The organism is Streptomyces sp. Ag109_G2-15 (genome assembly GCF_900215565.1).
Lineage (GTDB): Bacteria > Actinomycetota > Actinomycetes > Streptomycetales > Streptomycetaceae > Streptomyces > Streptomyces diastatochromogenes.
Genome location: NZ_OCNI01000001.1, coordinates 5,542,046 through 5,559,789 on the forward strand (window position 1 = coordinate 5,542,046; position 17,744 = coordinate 5,559,789).

Below are 17,744 nucleotides of genomic sequence, written 5' to 3' on the forward strand. Positions count from 1 at the left end.
CCTCCGCGCCCGTACGAGCTGGAAAGAGCCGAAGACATGCGCGTCGAGATCTGGAGCGACATCGCCTGCCCCTGGTGCTATGTCGGCAAGGCCCGCTTCGAGAAGGCGCTGGCTGCCTTCCCGCACCGCGACGACGTCGAGGTGGTGCACCGCTCCTTCGAGCTGGACCCGGGCCGCGCCAAGGGCGACGTCCAGCCGGTGATCACCTTGCTCGCCAAGAAGTACGGCATGAGCGAGGCGCAGGCCCAGGCCGGCGAGGAGAACCTGGGCGCCCAGGCCGCCGGCGAGGGCCTGGACTACCGCACCCGGGACCGCGACCACGGCAACACCTTCGACATGCACCGCCTGCTGCACTTCGCCAAGGAGCAGGGCAGGCAGGACGAGCTGATCCAGATCCTGTACCGGGCCAACTTCGCCGAGGAGCGGTCCGTGTTCACCGAGGGTGACGAACGCCTGGTGGAGCTGGCCGCCGAGGCCGGCCTGGACGCCGAGGCCGCCCGCACGGTGCTCGCCGACCCGGCCGCGTACGCCGACGAGGTCCGCGCCGACGAGCGCGAGGCCGCCCAGCTCGGCGCGAACGGTGTGCCCTTCTTCGTCCTGGACCGCACGTACGGCGTCTCCGGCGCCCAGCCCGCCGAGGTCTTCACCCAGGCGCTCACCCAGGCCTGGGGCGAGCGGTCCCCGCTGAAGCTGGTCGACCAGGGTGATGCCGAGGCCTGTGGCCCGGACGGGTGCGCGGTGCCGCAGCACTGAGAAACCGCAGGTCGGCGCGGACGTATAAGTGTTCCTAAGCGGAACCACGTAAAAATCCGCAATGGACTACGACTTCATCGGGCCGCAGAGTGGACCCATGGAGACCACGGAGACGTTCGAGAGCCTCGTCCGCGCCGAGTTCACCCCGAAGAGCACCTACCTCAACACCGCCAGCAACAGCCTGCTGCCCGCCCGCACCGTCGCCGCCCTGCACGAGGCGGCGCTGCTGCGGGCCGAGGGCCGGCCGCTGACCTCGCTGTACGAGGACGTGGAGGCCTGCCGTGCCGCCTACGCCCGGCTCGCCGGAGTCCCGGCCACCCGGGTCGCGGCGGGCGCCTCGGTCGCCGCGCACACCGGCGTGATCGCCGCCTCGCTGCCCGCCGGCGCCGAAGTCCTCACCGCCGAGGACGACTTCACCTCCGTGCTGAACCCCTTCCACGTCCGCGGCGACCTCAAGGTCCGCACGGTGCCGCTGGAGCGGATCGCCGAGTCCGTCCGCCCGGACACGGCACTGGTCGCGGTCAGCGCCGTCCAGTCGGCCGACGGCCGCATCGCCGACCTGCCCGCCCTGCGGGAGGCCGCCCGCGCGCACGGGGCACGCACCTACGTCGACTTCTCCCAGGCCGCCGGCTGGCTCCCGATGGACGCGGACGCCTACGACTTCACCGCCTCGGTCTCCTTCAAGTGGCTGCTCGGCCCGCACGGGGCCGCCTTCCTCGTGGTCCCCGAGGACTTCGGCGGACTGACCCCGGTGCTCTCGGGCTGGGTCGCGGGCGAGAAGCCGTGGGACAGCTGTTACGGCCCGGTCGCCGAACTCGCCCACTCGGCACGACGGTTCGACCTCACGCACGCCCTGTTCACCTTCGCGGGCCTGCGCCGCTCGCTCGACCTGATCGAGGAACTCGGCATGGCCGCCGTCCACGCCCATGACGTGGCCCTCGCCGACCGGTTCCGGGCCGGGCTCGCGACCCTCGGCCACGAGCCCGTGCCCGCACCCGGCTCGGCGATCGTCTCGGTCCCCGGGCTCGGCGGCCGCCAGCCCGGGCTGAGCCGCGCCGGCATCGAGGTCTCCGACCGCGCGGGCAACCTGCGCGCGGCCTTCCACCTGTTCAACACCACCGCGGACGTGGACCGCCTGCTGGACGCGCTGTCCGGCTGACACGACCGGGCCGGGACCTCCCGTCCCACACGAGGAGGCCCCGGCCCGGTGCTCAGGGGGTCACTTCACCGGAGTGAAATCCCTTGCTCCGATGCTGCATCTTCCGGGGGACAACCCCCGGACCCCCGGCCGGGTTCGGCTCACCGCACGGGAGTGAAATCCCTTGCTCCGATGAACGTGGGTCGGCGTACCGGCGCCGCGAAGGGCTCGACCGCCGCGTTCTCCACGCTGTTGAACACGATGAAGACGTTGCTGCGCGGGAACGGGGTGATGTTGTCGCCGGACCCGTGCATGCAGTTGCAGTCGAACCAGGTCGCCGAACCGGCCCTGCCCGTGAACAGCCGGATGCCGTACTCGCCCGCCATCGCGGTCAGCGCCTCGTCCGACGGCGTGCCCGCGTCCTGCATCTGCAGCGACTTCTTGTAGTTGTCCGCGGGCGTGGCCCCGGCGCAGCCCAGGAACGTCCGGTGCGAGCCCGGCATGATCATCAGACCGCCGTTGGTGTCGTAGTTCTCGGTCAGCGCGATCGAGACGGACACCGTGCGCATGTTCGGCAGGCCGTCCTCGGCGTGCCAGGTCTCGAAGTCCGAGTGCCAGTAGAAGCCGCTCGCGCCGAAGCCCGGCTTGACGTTGATCCGGGACTGGTGGACGTAGACGTCCGAGCCCAGGATCTGCCGGGCCCGCCCGACGACCCGCTCGTCGCGCACCAGCCTCGCGAACACCTCACTGATCCGGTGCACCTCGAAGACGGAACGGATCTCCTTCGACTTCGGTTCGACGATCGACCGTTCGTCGGCGCGGATCTCCGGATCGTCGACGAGCCGCTCCAGCTCCCGCCGGTAGACGGCGACCTCGTCGTCGGTGATCAGCTGGTCGATCGCGAGGAAGCCGTCGCGCTCGAACGCCTGGAGATCGGCGGTCGGGATCGGGCCGGGGGTGCCGGGGGCGCCCCAGACGACGGGGTCCTGGCGGGGGACGGACACCTCGGCGGGGCCGCGGCTGGGGTAGAGATCGGTGACGGTCACGGTTCTCACACCTCCTCGGGCTCGGTCAGCAGCGGGTAGACGCCGTTCTCGTCGTGGTCCTCCCGTCCGGTCACGGGCGGGTTGAACACGCAGATGCAGCGGAAGTCCTCCTTGACGCGCAGCGTGTGCCGCTCGTGCCCGTCGAGGAGGTACATGGTGCCGGGGGTGATCGTGTACGTCTTCCCGGCCTCGTGGTCGGTGAGTTCGGCCTCGCCCTCGACGCAGACGACGGCCTCGATGTGGTTGGCGTACCACATCGACGTCTCGGTCCCGGCGTACAGGACGGTCTCGTGCAGGGAGAAGCCGACCCGCTCCTTGGCGAGCACGATCCGCTTGCTCTCCCAGGTGCCGGACTTCGCCCTCACATGCCGGTCGGTGCCTTCGATGTCCTTGAACGATCGGACGATCACGGTGCTGTGCTTCCTCCTCGGTGGATGGTGCTAGGCGGTCTCGCGGACGGACCGGGCGAGGACGCTCAGGCCCTCGTCCAGCTCCTCGGGCGTGACGGTGAGCGCGGGCAGCAGCTTGACGACCTCGCCCTCCGGGCCGGACGTCTCGATGAGCAGCCCGAGTTCGAAAGCCCGCCGGGCGATCCGCTCGGCACGGCTCTTGTCGTGGAACTCCAGGCCCCACACCAGACCGCGCCCGCGGTACTCCTTCACGTCGGCGAGGTTCTCCTCGGTGATCGAGATCAGCGCCTGCTCGATCTGCTCGCCGCGCGCGCGGGTCTGCTTCTCCATGGCGGAGCCGTCGCTCCAGTACGTCTCCAGGGCCGCGGTGGCGGTGACGAAGGCGGGGTTGTTGCCGCGGAACGTGCCGTTGTGCTCGCCCGGCTCCCAGACGTCGAGTTCGGGCTTGAACAGGCACAGCGACATCGGCAGGCCGTATCCGCTGATCGACTTGGAGACCGTGACGATGTCGGGGGTGATGCCCGCCTCCTCGAAGGAGAAGAACGCACCCGTACGGCCGCAGCCCATCTGGATGTCGTCGACGATGAGCAGCATGTCCTGCCGCGCGCACAGCTCGGCGAGCGCTCGCAGCCACTCCGGGCGCGCCACGTTGATGCCGCCCTCGCCCTGCACGGTCTCCACGATCACGGCGGCGGGCTTGTTGAGGCCGGACCCCTGGTCCTCCAGGAGCCGCTCGAACCACAGGAAGTCCGGGACCGTGCCGTCGAAGTAGTTGTCGAACGGCATGGGCGTGCCGTGCACCAGCGGGATGCCGGCTCCCGCCCGCTTGAAGGCGTTGCCGGTGACGGCGAGGGAGCCCAGCGACATGCCGTGGAAGGCGTTCGTGAACGACACGATCGCCTCCCGCCCCTTCACCTTCCGGGCGAGCTTCAGCGCGGACTCGACGGCGTTGGTGCCGGTCGGGCCCGGGAACATGACCTTGTACGGCAGGTCGCGCGGGCGCAGCACCAGGTCCTGGAAGGTCTGCAGGAAGGCCCGCTTGGCGGTGGTCGACATGTCCAGGCCGTGGGTGACGCCGTCCCGGGACAGATAGTCGATCAACGCCCGTTTCAGCACCGGGTTGTTGTGCCCGTAGTTGAGTGAGCCGGCCCCGGCGAAGAAGTCGAGGTACGCGTGGCCGTCCTCGTCGTACATACGGCTGCCCTGCGCACGGTCGAACACGGTGGGCCAGCCGCGGCAGTAGCTGCGTACCTCGGACTCGAGTGTCTCGAAGACGCTGAGGTCGGGCTGGGTGATGGTCACGGTGAATCGCTCCTCAGTGCGCGTTGGTGGGGGTCAACGGGCCGATGCGGTAAAGGACTTCGGGGTCGTGCGGGCCGTCCGGGAACAGGTCGGCGGGGAACAGCACCTCGCGGGCGAGGGCCGCGCCGTGGCGGGCGGCGAACGAGGTGAACAGGCGCTCGGAGGCGGTGTTCCCGGGGGTGATGGTGGTCTCGACGCGGGTGATGCCCCGCTCGGCGGTGAGCCGGGCGGTCAGCCCGTCCAGCAGGGCGGCGGCGATGCCGAGACCCCGGTGGGCCGAGTCGACGGCGACCTGCCAGACGAGCAGGGTGCCCGGGCGGTCGGGCCGCACGTACCCGGTGACGAAACCGACGGGCTCACCGTCCGCGCCGCGCGCCACCGCGGAGGTGCCGGCGAAGTCCCGGCACCACAGCAGATAGCTGTACGAGGAGTTCAGGTCGAGGGTTTTCGAGTCCTTGGCGAGACGCCAGAGCGAGGCTCCGTCGGTCACCGCCGGTCGGTCGATGAGCAGGTCCGCTGGTCGGGCAGTCATGCGGCACGAATTTAGCGAGGTGAATTCAGAAATGCACGGGAGGGTTGACGTGGGCGAGAGTCAAGGCTGGTGAAATGCCCGAGTTGTCCCACATCAAATCATGACAAAACATCCCTGTTGTGGGGTGTGTCACAGCCTGGAAATCCCTGCGAAACCTCTTTGTTTAGCCTCGCGAAAAGCGGGCAGAAGAATACGGGAAGCTGTGCTCGATTTGAATTTTGGAAATAGCGGCCAGAATTAATGTGGGTCGCGTGAATTTCGGGGGGATCGCATGACCGGCGACCGGAACCTCAAGGTCTACGCGGCGGGCTCGGCCCGCTCGGCCGCCCGCAGCGCGCCCGGCACATCCACGTCCAGCCCCCGCTCGGCCAGCGCCGCACCCAGCGCCGTGAGGCAGCTGCGCACCGCGCCCGGCGTGGCGTCGGGGCCGTAGTGGTTGACCCGGATCATCTCCTTGGCCAGGGCGCCGCCGCCCGCCGCCAGCGGGAGGGCGGGGTCGCTCTCCAGGGCCCGGGCCACCAGCTCGGAGGCGGTCACCCCCGACGGCACCCGGAGGGTCGTCGCCACCGGTGCCGCGTCCTTCGCCTCGTACACATACGGCTCCAGGCCCCCGCCCAGGGCCACCGCGCCGGCGCGCACCGCCAGCGCCGCGCCGCGGTGCCGGGCCATCACCGTCTCCAGGCCCGTCGACTCGATCCGCTCCAGGCACGCCTCCAGCGCCAGCATCTCCAGCTGGGCGGGAGCGTGCAGCAGTGCCGTGCGGCCGCCGTCGATCCAGCGCTCCTTCCAGTCGAGGAGGGAGAGGTAGGAGCGGCGCGGCGCGTTCGGGTTGGCCGCCATCCGGGCCCACGCCCGCTCGCTCACCGAGATCGCCGACACACCCGCCGGGCCGCCCATCGCCTTCTGCGCACCGATCACGCACAGGTCCACACCCCACGCGTCCGGCAGCACCGGCTCCGCCCCGACCGAGGCGACCGCGTCCAGATAGAACAGCGCGCCGTGCTCCCGTACCACCTCGCCGATCTCCGCGACCGGATTGGTGTTGCCGGTCGCCGCCTCCGCGTGGACGAGGGAGACGAAGTCGATCTCCGGACGGTCGGCGAAGGCCTCCCGGACCAGCTCGGCCGTCACCGCGCTGTGGAAGGGCACCGAGAGGTCGTACACCGTCGCGCCGGCGTCCCGCAGCCAGTTGCCGAACGTCTGGCCGTACGGGCCCGTGATCACGTTCAGCGCCGTCGTGCCGGGACCGGCGGTCGCGCGGATCGCACCCTCCAGCGGCAGCAGCGCCTCGCCCTGGGTGATCACGACGTCCTGGCGGGTGTCCAGCAATCGGGCCACCCGGTCCTCGATGGCGGCGAACCGCTCGGCGCTCAGCGGGGGCAGATCGAGGAAGGGGTGGGTCACGGCGCTGCTCTCTTCGGTCGGGGGGGTTCAGGGGTCGTTCGGGGGTCGTTCAGGGGGTGACTCCATCGATCTTAAGTCGAAGGGCTCCCTAACCATCGGTTTGATTTGAGAGACTCAAACCTTTCCTTATAATCGGAACCCACAGTTCCCCCACAGGGAGATCCCCCATGAAAACGCTCCTCGGGCGCCGGACCCGCCTCCTGGCCGCCACCACCGCGACGGCCGGCCTCGTGCTTGTGGCCGGCTGCTCCTCCGGCAACTCGGGGGGCAAGACCACCGTCAAGGGGGTCCACCTCGTCAAGGCCGGTCAGCTGACCACCTGCACCCACCTGCCGTACCCGCCGTTCCAGTCGGAGATCAACGGCAAGGTGCAGGGCTTCGACGTCTCCCTCATCGACCTCGTCGCCAAGGACCTGGGCGTCAAGCAGCAGGTCCTCGACACGCCGTTCGAGAACTTCAAGACCGGCGCCTTCCTCAACTCCGGCCAGTGCGACCTGGCCGCGGCCGGCATGACCATCACCGCCGAGCGCAAGAAGAACGTCGACTTCTCCGACCCGTACTTCGAGGCCACCCAGGCCGTGCTGGTCGACAAGAAGGCCGGCGTCACCTCGCTCGCCGACGTCAAGGCCAAGGGCAAGAAGCTGGGCGCCCAGGCGCAGACCACCGGTGAGGACTACGCCAAGAGCAAGGGCTTCGACCCGGTCTCCTTCCACTCCTCCGACGCGGTCCTCAACGGCCTGCGCACCGGCCAGGTCCAGGCCGTCATCATCGACTACCCGGTCGTCCAGGGCTGGCTGAAGGACAAGGCCAACGCCGACGCCTTCAAGGTCGTCGACAACCTCAACACCGGTGAGCAGTACGGCTTCACGGTGAAGAAGGGCAACACCGCACTGCTCGCCGCCATCAACAAGGCCCTCAAGAACGCCAGGGCCGACGGCACCTACAAGAAGATCTACAAGCAGTGGATCGGCCCGTACAGCGCCTCCGCCGCCTCGCCGTCCGCGTCCTGACCCCATGACCGAGACGGACACACAGATCCAGCCGAGGAAAACAGGCCTGACGCGCCGCCAGAAGCGCAGGCTGTCGCGCGGGGCGCAGTACGCCGTCTTCGTCGCCGCCGTGGCCGCGTTCGCGGCCTCGGCGGACTGGGGACGGCTGAAGAACCAGTTCGCGCAGGCCCATATCGCCGAGCAGATGTTCCCGGACGTCATCACGGTGGCGCTCAAGAACACCGTGCTGTACACCCTGTCCGGCTTCGTCGTGGGCCTCGCCCTCGGCATGCTCATCGCCCTGATGCGGCTGTCCTCCGTGGGGCCGTACCGCTGGGTCGCCGGCATCTACATCGAGATCTTCCGCGGCCTGCCCGCCCTGCTGATCTTCATCTTCGTCGGCGTCGGCGTGCCGCTGGCCTTCCCGGACATCCAGTACCCCGGCGGCACCTACGGCAAGGTCGCGGTCGCGCTCGGCCTGGTCTCCGCCGCCTACATGGCGGAGACCATCCGCGCGGGCATCCAGGCGGTGCCCAAGGGGCAGATGGAGGCGGCCCGTTCGCTGGGCTTCTCGCCCACCCGGGCCATGGTCTCGATCATCATCCCGCAGGCCTTCCGCATCATCCTGCCGCCGCTGACCAACGAGCTGGTCCTGCTCTTCAAGGACTCCTCGCTGGTGCTGTTCCTCGGCGTCACCCTGGAGGAGCGCGAGCTGTCCAAGTTCGGCAACGACCTGGCCAGCACGACCGCGAACTCCACGCCGATCCTGGTGGCCGGCCTCTGCTACCTGCTCATCACCGTTCCGCTCGGCTTCGTCGTCCGCCGCATGGAGTCCGATTCCAAGGAGGCGATCCGTTGAGCCGCCCGGAGATCCGCGTCCAGGACCTGCACAAGTCCTTCGGCGACAACCACGTCCTGCGCGGCATCGACCTGGAGATCGGCCAGGGCGAGGTCGTCTGCGTCATCGGCCCGTCCGGCTCCGGCAAGTCGACCCTGCTGCGCTGCGTCAACCTGCTGGAGGAGCCCACCAAGGGCCAGGTCTTCGTCGGCGGCACCGAGATCACCGACCCGGACGTCGACATCGACGCCGTACGCCGCCGTATCGGCATGGTCTTCCAGCAGTTCAACCTCTTCCCGCACCTGAACGTCACCGAGAACCTCACGCTCCCGCAGCGACGGGTCCTCAGGCGGGACAAGGCCAAGGCAGCGAAGATCGCCGCCGAGAACCTCGCCCGGGTCGGCCTGTCCGAGAAGGCGGACGCCTATCCGTCCTCCCTCTCCGGCGGCCAGCAGCAGCGCGTGGCCATCGCCCGCGCCCTGGCGATGGGCCCCGAGGTGATGCTGTTCGACGAGCCGACCTCGGCGCTCGATCCGGAACTGGTCGGCGACGTCCTCGCCGTCATGCGCATGCTCGCCACCGAGGGCATGACGATGATGGTCGTCACCCACGAGATGACCTTCGCCCGTGAGGTCGCCGACCGGGTCGTCTTCATGGACGGCGGCGTGATCGTCGAGGAGGGCAGCCCCGACCAGGTCATCGGCAGCCCCCGCCACGAGCGCACCCGCCACTTCCTGTCCCGCCTGCTCGACCCGGCGATGGCCGAGGTGGAGGAGGAGACCTCGGACCAGGTGGGGAAGAGCGAGTCCTAGCTCACTAACGGGACCGAGCCGGCGCTCACTAAGGTGCCGTGTATGAGCGATCACACGGTGCTGCACGTGAAGGGCCGGGTCCTGGTCGGGCCCGAGGACGTCCGTGACGAGCTGTGGGTGGTCGGGGGCCGCATCTCCTTCGACCGTCCCGCCGGTGCCCAGGACATCCGGACCGTCGAGGGCTGGGCGCTGCCCGGCCTCGTCGACGCGCACTGCCATGTGGGCCTGGGGCCGCACGGCGCGGTCGACGACGCCGAGGCCGAGAAGCAGGCGCTGACCGACCGGGACGCGGGGACCCTGCTGATCCGCGACGCGGGCTCGCCCGCCGACACCCGCTGGGTCGACGACCGTGAGGACCTCCCGGAGATCGTCCGGGCCGGCCGGCACATCGCCCGCACCCGCCGCTACATGCGCGGCTACGCCCACGAGATCGAGCCCGACGACCTGGTCGCCTACGTGGCCCGGGAGGCCCGGCGCGGGGACGGCTGGGTGAAGCTGGTCGGCGACTGGATCGACCGCGACCTCGGCGACCTGTCGGCGTGCTGGCCGCGCGAGGCGGTCGAGGCGGCCATCACGGAGGCCCACCGTCTTGGCGCCCGCGTCACCGCCCACTGCTTCTCGGAGGACTCCCTCCAGGACCTGGTCGAGGCCGGCATCGACTGCATCGAACACGCCACCGGCCTCACCGAGGACCTGATCCCCCTCTTCGCCGAGCGCGGTGTCGCGATCGTCCCCACCCTCGTCAACATCGCCACGTTCCCCCAGCTCGCCGACGGCGGCGAGTCCAAGTACCCGCGCTGGTCGGCCCACATGCGCCGGCTGCACGAGCGCCGCTACGACACGGTGCGCGGCGCCTACGACGCCGGGATCCCGGTGTACGTCGGCACGGACGCCGGGGGCCACCTCCCGCACGGCCTGGTCGCGGGGGAGGTGGCGGAACTGGTCACCGCCGGCATCCCGCCGGTCGAGGCCCTGTCGGCGACGACCTGGGGAGCCCGGAGGTGGCTCGGCCGCCCCGGACTGGACGAAGGGGCTCCGGCGGACCTGGTGGTGTACGAGGCCGACCCGCGCGCGGACGTACGCGTGCTGGCGGCACCGCGCCGGGTGGTGCTCAACGGGGTGGTGATCGACTGAGGGAACACGTGTGCCCAGTGATTCGAAGGGGCGTGCGGGATATCCACGTTTGAGTGAAGTGACCCAGGATCGCTGACCGTTCACCCACAGTGCGTACAAGGTTGACGGGTCCCAAGCAAGTTCCGTCTGGGGGTCCCACCGCCTTGAACAGCAACAACTTCCGCATGCCCGCACGCCGTCTCGCCACGGTCGCGACGGTCACCGCCCTCGCCGCAGGTCCCGCGGTCCTGGGCGCGGGCGCCGCGCACGCGACCACGGACCACGGTCGCGCCTCCGCCGTCGTGCTCCGCACCGGGCTCGACGTGTCCCTGCTCAACAAGACCGTGAACGTCCCGCTCGCGGTCACCCTGAACGAGGTCCAGGCGCCCGAGAGCGCCGACAGGACCGCGCTGTCCGCCCGGCTCGACGGCGTGAACGGCGGCAAGCCGTTCACCGTCCTCGGCGCGGAGGTCGCATCGGCCAGGGCCACGGTGGACAAGAAGCTCGCCGAGGGCTCGGTCCGCCTCGCCCACGCCAGGCTGTACGTCCCGGGCCTGCCCCTGCTCTCCCTCGTGGAGGTCGGCACGGTCACCGCGAAGGCGACCTGCGAGGTCGGCAAGAGACCCGTCGCCGCCGCGAACGTCCTCGGTGCCGTCACGGTCCTCGGCAAGCGCGTCACGCTGACCGCGGGCGGGCCGACCGAGGTGAAGGTGCCCGGCGTCGGCGAGGTCCGCCTCGACCTCTCCCAGCACAGCACCACGACGCGCACGGCAGCCGCGACGGCCCTCGAACTCAAGGTCTCCGTCAACCCGCTGAAGCTCAACGTGGCCGAGGTCGAAGGAACGATCACCCTGGCCAAGGCCACCTGCGAGTCCCCGATGCACGCACCCACCGGACACCCGGCCCCGAGCCACGACCCGGCCTCCGACGTCAAGGCCCAGGGCGCCCGTGCCGACCTGGCGGAGACGGGCGGCAGCTCGGCGACGCCGTACATCGCGGGCGGCGCGCTGGCGTTGGTGCTGCTGGGCGGGGGAGCGGTGACGGTGGCCCGACGCCGGAAGAGCTGACGGAACTCCTGGCGGGGTCAGCCCAGAGCCTGGTCCAGCCCCGCCAGGAATCCGTTCACCGTGGCCCTGTCCCGTACGGCCATCCGTATCCAGTCGTCGTGCAGCCCGGGAAACGTGTCCCCACGCCGCACCGCGTAGCCCAGCTCGCGCAGTCGCCGCCGTACCGCGGCGGCGCCCGGCATACGGACCAGCACGAACGGCCCTTCGGCGGGACCGGCCACCCGCACACCCCGGTCGGCGAACGCGGCCAGCCCGGCCACCAGGTGCGCCCGGTCCGCCGCGACCCGGTGGGCCGCGTGCGCCGCCTCCGCCAGCGCCCGCGGCGCCACACACGCCTCGGCCGCGGCCAGGGCGGGTGTGGACACCGGCCACAGCGGTTGCGCCCGCTCCAGCGACGCGATGACCTCCGGGTCGGCCAGCACATAGCCGATCCGCAGCCCGGCCAGCCCCCACGTCTTGGTCAGGCTGCGCAGCACGACCAGGCCGGGCACATCGGTCCGCCCGGCCAGCGCCTCCCGCTCACCCGGCACCGCGTCCATGAACGCCTCGTCGACCACCAACGTCCGCCCCGGCCGGGCGAGTCCGGCGATCGTGGCGGCCGGGTGCAGGACCGACGTCGGATTGGTCGGGTTCCCGATCACCACCAGGTCGGCGTCCTCCGGGACGGCCGCCGGATCCAGCCGGAAGCCGTCCGCCTCCCGCAGCAGCACCCGGTCCACCGTGTGCCCCGCATCCCGCAGCGCCGCCTCCGGCTCCGTGAACTGCGGGTGCACGACCACCGGCCGGCGTACCTTCAGCGCCCGCGCCAGCAGCACGAACGCCTCCGCCGCCCCCGCCGTCAGCAGCACCCGCTCCGCCGGCAGCCCGTGCCGCGCCGCCACCGCCGCCCGCGCGGCCCGCCCGTCCGGGTAGGCCGCGAGCGACGACAGGGACCGGGCGATCTCCTCCCGCAGCCACGCCGGGGGCGTGTCCGCACGCACGTTGACCGCGAGGTCGACCAGCGCGGCCCCGTCGTCACGGACCTCGGCGTCCCCGTGATGACGCAGATCGTGCCCGGTGTCGTCAGTGTGCATGGCTGTGCGAGTGCCCCCCGTGATGGTGGTGCCCGTGCCCGTGGTGGTGGCCGTCGTCGTCCGGGTGGAAGTGCGGCTGCTGCGGCAGTCCCACCTTGTCCTCGAAGCCCGGCAGCGCGATCCGGTACACACAGGAGTCGCAGTTCATCCGGAGGTCGCCCTTGACGGCCTCCTCGTACCGCTCCATCACCAGGTCCAGCAGCTCCGGCTCGGGCCCGATGACGTCCGCCGAGCGCACCTCGGCCTCCGGGTGCGCGGCCGCCCAGCCCTCGGTCTGCTGCCGCACCCGGTCCGGCAGGATGCCGGTGAACAGGAAGTAGGGCAGGACGACGATCCGCCGCGCCCCCAGCCGCACGCAGCGGTCGAGACCGCTCGGCACGTCCGGCGCCGCCAGCGACACGAACGCCGTCTCCACACCGGCGTACCCGCGCCCCTCCCACAGCAGCCGGGCCGCCTTGTACACCTCGGCGTTGGCGTCCGGGTCCGTCGAACCCCGGCCCACCAGCAGCACGGTCACATCGGCCCGGTCCTCGGGCGTGCGCACGGAGTCCCCGAGGGCCTCGTCCAACCGCCGCTCCAGGACCGACAGCAGCGAGGGGTGCGGGCCCAGCGGGCGGCCGTAGGTGTACGAGATCCCCGGGTGCCGCTCCTTCTCACGGGTCAGCGCGGCCGGGATGTCACCCTTGGCGTGCCCGGCGGACACCAGCATCAGCGGCACGGCCGCGAACCGCCGTACGCCCCGCTCGACCAGCTCGGCGACGGCCTCGCCCAGCGGCGGCGGGGACAGCTCGATGAAACCGCCCGCGACGGGCAGGTCGGGGTGGCGGCGGCCCAGCTCCCGTACGAAGTCGCGGAACGCCTCGGCTCCGGCCTCGTCCCGGGTGCCATGGCCGGCGATGAGCAGGGCGGGCGGCGGGGTGGTCACGATGTCTCCTCGGAATGCGAAAGCGGGTGGTACAGCAGGGCGTTGAGCGCGGCCGCGGCCACGGCCGACCCGCCCTTCTCGGACACGTTGCTCACGGCGGGCAGCCCGCTCGCCCGCAACGCCTCCTTGGACTCGGCCGCGCCGACGAAGCCGACGGGCAGGCCGATGACGAGCGCCGGGGAGGCGTCCAGGGTCAGCAGCTCCTCCAGGGCGGTCGGCGCACAGCCGATCACCCACAGGGCGCCGGGCCCGACCTCCTCGTACGCCAGCCGGATCGCGTGCGCCGAACGGGTCAGCCCCGGCCCGGCCTTGGCGTCCTTCAGCCGGCACACGGTCTCCCGCCGGGTGATGCCGGCCGCGACCATCTCCACGTCCACGACGACGGGCGCCCCGGCGTGCAGCGCGGCATGCGCCTTGACCAGGTCGCCCTCGTCCGTGACGAGGTCGGCCGCGTACTCCAGGTCGGCGGCGGAGTGGATGACCCGCTCCACCACCGCCCGGGTCAGCGGCGGGAAGTGCGAGGTGTCCAGGCGGGCGCGCAGCCGCCGGAAGGACTCCTGCTCGATCGGGTGGACCACACGGTTCACTTGGCGCCCTCCTGCGCTGCCTGCCAGCGGTAGCCGCGCGGGGTCACCATGCGCCCCGCGATGTCCCGGGTCGCGGTGTTGCCCACGGTCACGACCGTCATCATGTCGACCGACGCCGGGTCGAGCGCGGCCAGCGTCGTCAGCCGGCTGGACTCGTCCGGCCGCGAGGCGTTGCGTACGACACCGACGGGCGTCGTCGGCTCCCGGTGCCCGGCGAGGATCGCCAGCGCCTTGGGCAGCTGCCAGTCGCGGCCCCGGGAGCGCGGGTTGTAGAAGGTGACCACGATGTCCGCCTCGGCCGCCGCCCGCACCCGCCGCTCGATGACCTCCCACGGCGTGTGCAGGTCGGACAGGCTGATCGACACATGGTCGTGGCCCAGCGGCGCACCGAGGATCGCCCCGGCGGCCAGCGCGGCCGTCACACCGGGCACGCCGACCACGTCGATGTCGTCGGACGCCTCGGCGAGCGCGGGGGAGGCCATGGCGTACACGCCCGCGTCCCCGCTGCCGATCAGCGCCACCGCATGCCCCTTGCGGGCCTCGGCGACCGCCGTGCGGGCCCGCTCCTCCTCGGCGCCGAGCCCCGACTCCAGCACCCGGGTGCCGGGCCGCAGCAGGTCGCGGATCTGGTCGACGTACTGGTCGAGCCCCACCAGCACGGACGCCCGCCGCAGCTCCGCGGCCGCGCGCGGGGTGAGCAGGTCCCGGGCGCCGGGGCCGAGCCCGACCACCGCGAGCCGCCCGCGCCCCGGACGTCGTACGACGGCACAGGTCGCCATGGCCGGCTGCCCGTCGGCACGCTCGGACTTCCGCTTGGGGACGAGGAGTTCACCGCCGCGCACCAGCGCGGCCGCCTCGGCGACGGAGGGGGTGCCGACGGCCGCGAGCGGGGCGTCCGACGGGTTGGGCACCTCCACGGCCGCCAGCACCTCGGCCGGGTACGTCACCAGAGGCACCCCCAGTCGCTCGGCGGCTGCGACGATGCCGGGCTCCTCCGACTTGGCGTCCACGGTGGCGAGTTCGGCCAACGACTTCGGCGAGAGCCCCGCCTCCCGCAGCGCGTCCTCGACCAGCCCGAGCACCTCCTCGGCCGGGGCACCCTTGGAGGAGCCGACCCCGACCACCAGGGACGGCGGCCTGAGCAGCACCTCCCGTTCGCCGGGTGCGACGGCACGATCCGTGAGCCGGACGGTGTACGACCCCTGCGGCGCGGTCGGCAGCGGAGGCAGCGGCCACGGCACCTCGGCCACCAGGACGACGCCTTCGCCGTCCAGCAGAGCCCGGGACACCGTGGCGACCGAGCCCTCGAACGGGAACCCGAGGGTGTCGAGACCCGGCAGCCCCACGGCGTCCGTCGCGGTCGTCACGACCGGTTCGGCCCCCAGCAACGCGCCCACCTCACGGGCGAGTTCGTTGGCGCCGCCGCCGTGCCCGCCGACCAGCGACACCGCGAACCGGCCGCCCTCGTCCACGCACACCACACCCGGGTCCGCCGCCTTGTCGCCGAGCAGCGGCGCGAGCAGCCGTACCGTCGCGCCCGTCGCCAGGAAGCACACCAGCTGCTCGCACTCGGCGAACGCGGCCCGGACGGCCTCCCCGACGGGACCGTCGTACACCCGCGCACGGTCCGGCCAGGCCGCGGCCAGCCGGTCGCGCGCCGCCGCCCCCGCCGCGGTGGCGGAAATGAGGCCGATCACTGTGTAACTCCTTCACTAGACGCCGGGGTTCTGACGCCCCACAGCAGGAAAACGGGGTTGGTCGCCGCCAGCCGGGTCACGTCACCCGGCAGCGGCGCCAGCCGCGACGACTGCAACAGCACGCCGTCGCAGGCGAACCCGGCACTCGTCAGCGCCGCGCGCGCCGCCGGCACCCGGTCGAGGGCGGCCATCGCGACGACGACGGTCCGCCGCGCCCGCCGCGCGCACGCGCCGACGACGGCGGGCAGCTCACGCCCCCCACCGCCGATGAACACGGCGTCGGGATCGTCGAGTTCGCCGAGCGCGTCCGGCGCCGAGCCGTGCACCACGCGCACGTCGACACCGTGCGCCCGCGCATTCGCGTGGATCCGCTCGACCCCGTCCGGGGCCTTCTCGACGGCGACGACGGCCGCGCCGAGCCGCGCGCACTCCACGGCCACCGAACCCGAGCCCGCGCCGACGTCCCACACCAGGTCGCCCAGGCGCGGCCCGAGCCGGGCCAGCGCGAGCGCCCGCACCTCGAACTTGGTGATCATCGAGTCCCGGTGGGCGAACTCGCTCTCGTCCAGCGCCCACCGGTCCGGCTGCGCGGGCACCCCGGCGACCGTGCGCAGCCCGCCGAGAGCCCGGGTCTCGTCCAGGCACAGCACCACGCTCACCGCCGTACCCCAGTCCCGCGCCGCGGCCTCGGCGGGCGTCACCCGCTCCACGCGCTCGCGCTCCGGATCGCCGAGCGCGCTCGCCACGACGAGGACCCGGCGGTCACCGCCGAGCGCGGCACCCAGCTCGGCGGGCCCGGCGCCGGGCCCGGTGAGCACGGCCGCCTTCGGGTGCGCCCGGCACACGTTGACGGCAGTCCGCAGATCCCGCCCGTGCGCACTCACCACCACCGCGTCGTCCCACGGCAGCCCGATCCGCGCGAACGCGGTCGCCACCGACGACACCCCGGGCCGCACGTCCAGCCGCCCGGCGCCGAACCGCTCGGCCAGCGCCCGCACGATCCCGAAGAACCCGGGATCCCCGGAGGCCAGCACGACCACCGGCAGCTCCTTGCCGACGTACTCCGCGACCGTCTCCAGGGCGGGCCCCAACGGCCCGAGCACGATCCGCTCCGCGCCCTCGGGCAGCCGTACGGCGTCCAGATGGCGCCGCCCGCCGACGACCAGAGCGGCCCCGGCGAGGACGTCAGCGGGCACCGGCGCCCCCGTCCCCGTACCGACGACCGTGATCAACTGTTCGCCCCCCGCTCGCGCAGCGCCCGCCGCGCCTCCGGGTCGGCCTTGCGGAAGCCGTGGAAGTGACCCGGGTGGTACAGGTGCGAACGGGTCCCGTGGGCGTCCAGGGCCGGGCCGACCAGGAAGAGCGTGTGCTTCCAGAGCTTGTGCTCCTTGACCGTCTCCTCCAGCGTGCCGATCGTGCACCGCACGACCAGCTCCTCCGGCCAGGTCGCCTGGTACGCGACGACCACGGGGGTGTCCGTCGGGTATCCGCCCTCCAGCAGCTCCCGCACCAGCTGGCCGCTGCGCGCCGCCGACAGGAAGATCGCCATGGTGGTGCCGTGCCGGGCGAACTCGCGCACCTCCTCGCCGGGCGGCATCGGTGTCTTGCCGCCGCCCAGCCGGGTCAGCACCACGGACTGGGCGACCTCCGGGATGGTCAGCTCGCGCTGTGCGAGGGCGGCGACGGCGGAGAAGGACGAGACGCCCGGCACGATCTCCGTCGCGATCCCGATCTCGGCACACCGGTCCAGCTGCTCCTGGGTACCGCCCCAGAGCGCCGGGTCGCCGGAGTGGATGCGGGCGACCTGCAGGCCTTCGGCCAGGGCCCGACGGTAGACGGCGACGACGTCCTCCAGGGACATGGTCGCCGAGTCGAGGATCTCCGCGTCCTCGCGCGCGTGCTCCAGAACCTCCGCCTGGACCAGGCTGGCCGCCCAGATCACCACGTCGGCCTCGGCAATCGCGCGGGCGGCGCGGAACGTCAGCAGGTCGGCGGCGCCGGGGCCGGCACCGACGAAGGTCACCTTGCCGGTGGGGGCATCGGCCATGGGGAGGGGTC

General features: G+C 72.0%; 18 protein-coding genes. 7 read left to right on the top strand and 11 right to left on the bottom strand.

The genetic code is table 11. From position 1 onward, the window contains the following. The first annotated feature begins 36 nt into the window (after nt 1–36). Together CRP49_RS24905 and CRP49_RS24910 are read left to right on the top strand one after the other, a co-directional pair. Entirely contained in the window at nt 37–753 is a 717-nt protein-coding gene (locus tag CRP49_RS24905; protein WP_097255393.1) for a DsbA family oxidoreductase, read from the top strand. Nucleotides 754–850: 97 nt separating this feature from the next. Beyond that, complete coding sequence (locus CRP49_RS24910; RefSeq protein WP_097257524.1) at nt 851–1,912, top strand: aminotransferase class V-fold PLP-dependent enzyme; 1,062 nt, start codon at nt 851–853, stop codon at nt 1,910–1,912. Nucleotides 1,913–2,052: 140 nt separating this feature from the next. Here the strand turns inward: CRP49_RS24910 and thpD are convergent, their stop codons facing one another. From thpD to CRP49_RS24935, 5 genes are all read right to left on the bottom strand, one after another. Continuing rightward, complete coding sequence (gene thpD / locus CRP49_RS24915) at nt 2,053–2,946, bottom strand: ectoine hydroxylase (RefSeq protein ID WP_097255394.1); 894 nt, start codon at nt 2,944–2,946, stop codon at nt 2,053–2,055. Then, nucleotides 2,943–3,347, bottom strand: a complete 405-nt coding sequence (locus CRP49_RS24920) for an ectoine synthase (protein WP_094214712.1) — start codon at nt 3,345–3,347, stop codon at nt 2,943–2,945. The genes thpD and CRP49_RS24920 overlap by 4 nt, the downstream gene beginning before the upstream one ends. A gap of 30 nt (nt 3,348–3,377) precedes the next feature. Then, nucleotides 3,378–4,649 carry a diaminobutyrate--2-oxoglutarate transaminase gene (ectB, locus tag CRP49_RS24925; RefSeq protein ID WP_097255395.1) on the bottom strand — a complete coding sequence of 424 codons (1,272 nt, stop codon included), beginning with the start codon at nt 4,647–4,649 and terminating at the stop codon, nt 3,378–3,380. A gap of 13 nt (nt 4,650–4,662) precedes the next feature. After that, nucleotides 4,663–5,181, bottom strand: a complete 519-nt coding sequence (ectA, locus tag CRP49_RS24930; protein WP_097255396.1) for a diaminobutyrate acetyltransferase — start codon at nt 5,179–5,181, stop codon at nt 4,663–4,665. Between the two features lie 297 nt (nt 5,182–5,478). Continuing rightward, on the bottom strand, nt 5,479–6,585 hold the full coding sequence (locus tag CRP49_RS24935; RefSeq protein ID WP_097255397.1) for an alanine--glyoxylate aminotransferase family protein: 1,107 nt from the start codon (nt 6,583–6,585) through the stop codon (nt 5,479–5,481). Between the two features lie 167 nt (nt 6,586–6,752). Here CRP49_RS24935 and CRP49_RS24940 point away from each other — a divergent pair, with 167 nt between their 5' ends. The 5 genes from CRP49_RS24940 to CRP49_RS24960 all read left to right on the top strand — a co-directional run bounded on the left by CRP49_RS24940 (nt 6,753) and on the right by CRP49_RS24960 (nt 11,404). Then, on the top strand, nt 6,753–7,595 hold the full coding sequence (locus CRP49_RS24940; RefSeq protein WP_097255398.1) for a transporter substrate-binding domain-containing protein: 843 nt from the start codon (nt 6,753–6,755) through the stop codon (nt 7,593–7,595). Between the two features lie 4 nt (nt 7,596–7,599). Next, nucleotides 7,600–8,433 carry an amino acid ABC transporter permease gene (locus CRP49_RS24945; protein ID WP_097255399.1) on the top strand — a complete coding sequence of 278 codons (834 nt, stop codon included), beginning with the start codon at nt 7,600–7,602 and terminating at the stop codon, nt 8,431–8,433. Next, nucleotides 8,430–9,224 (top strand): amino acid ABC transporter ATP-binding protein, encoded by a 795-nt coding sequence (locus CRP49_RS24950; RefSeq protein ID WP_097255400.1) that lies wholly within the window; start codon nt 8,430–8,432, stop codon nt 9,222–9,224. The genes CRP49_RS24945 and CRP49_RS24950 overlap by 4 nt, the downstream gene beginning before the upstream one ends. Nucleotides 9,225–9,266: 42 nt before the next feature. After that, a complete protein-coding gene (locus CRP49_RS24955; protein WP_097255401.1) occupies nt 9,267–10,358 on the top strand; it encodes an amidohydrolase family protein in 1,092 nt (363 codons plus the stop codon). A 143-nt stretch (nt 10,359–10,501) separates the two neighbouring features. After that, a complete protein-coding gene (locus CRP49_RS24960) occupies nt 10,502–11,404 on the top strand; it encodes an SCO1860 family LAETG-anchored protein (protein ID WP_097255402.1) in 903 nt (300 codons plus the stop codon). Nucleotides 11,405–11,421: 17 nt separating this feature from the next. Here CRP49_RS24960 and cobC read toward each other — a convergent pair whose 3' ends face one another. From cobC to cobM, 6 genes are read right to left on the bottom strand one after another with little or no spacing between them, the layout of a single operon-like run. Beyond that, nucleotides 11,422–12,477: an Rv2231c family pyridoxal phosphate-dependent protein CobC gene (cobC, locus tag CRP49_RS24965; protein ID WP_097255403.1), complete on the bottom strand. Its 1,056-nt coding sequence runs from the start codon at nt 12,475–12,477 to the stop codon at nt 11,422–11,424. Continuing rightward, nucleotides 12,467–13,402, bottom strand: a complete 936-nt coding sequence (locus CRP49_RS24970) for a sirohydrochlorin chelatase (protein WP_097255404.1) — start codon at nt 13,400–13,402, stop codon at nt 12,467–12,469. Before CRP49_RS24970 ends, cobC begins: the two co-directional genes overlap by 11 nt. After that, nucleotides 13,399–13,989 carry a precorrin-8X methylmutase gene (locus tag CRP49_RS24975; RefSeq protein ID WP_097255405.1) on the bottom strand — a complete coding sequence of 197 codons (591 nt, stop codon included), beginning with the start codon at nt 13,987–13,989 and terminating at the stop codon, nt 13,399–13,401. The genes CRP49_RS24970 and CRP49_RS24975 overlap by 4 nt, the downstream gene beginning before the upstream one ends. Further along, a complete protein-coding gene (cobJ, locus tag CRP49_RS24980; protein ID WP_097255406.1) occupies nt 13,986–15,686 on the bottom strand; it encodes a precorrin-3B C(17)-methyltransferase in 1,701 nt (566 codons plus the stop codon). The genes CRP49_RS24975 and cobJ overlap by 4 nt, the downstream gene beginning before the upstream one ends. After that, nucleotides 15,683–16,918, bottom strand: coding sequence for a precorrin-6y C5,15-methyltransferase (decarboxylating) subunit CbiE (cbiE, locus tag CRP49_RS24985; RefSeq protein WP_097255407.1), 1,236 nt, complete (start codon nt 16,916–16,918; stop codon nt 15,683–15,685). Before cbiE ends, cobJ begins: the two co-directional genes overlap by 4 nt. Then, entirely contained in the window at nt 16,915–17,733 is an 819-nt protein-coding gene (cobM, locus tag CRP49_RS24990; RefSeq protein WP_097255408.1) for a precorrin-4 C(11)-methyltransferase, read from the bottom strand. Before cobM ends, cbiE begins: the two co-directional genes overlap by 4 nt. Between the last annotated feature and the right edge of the window lie 11 nt (nt 17,734–17,744).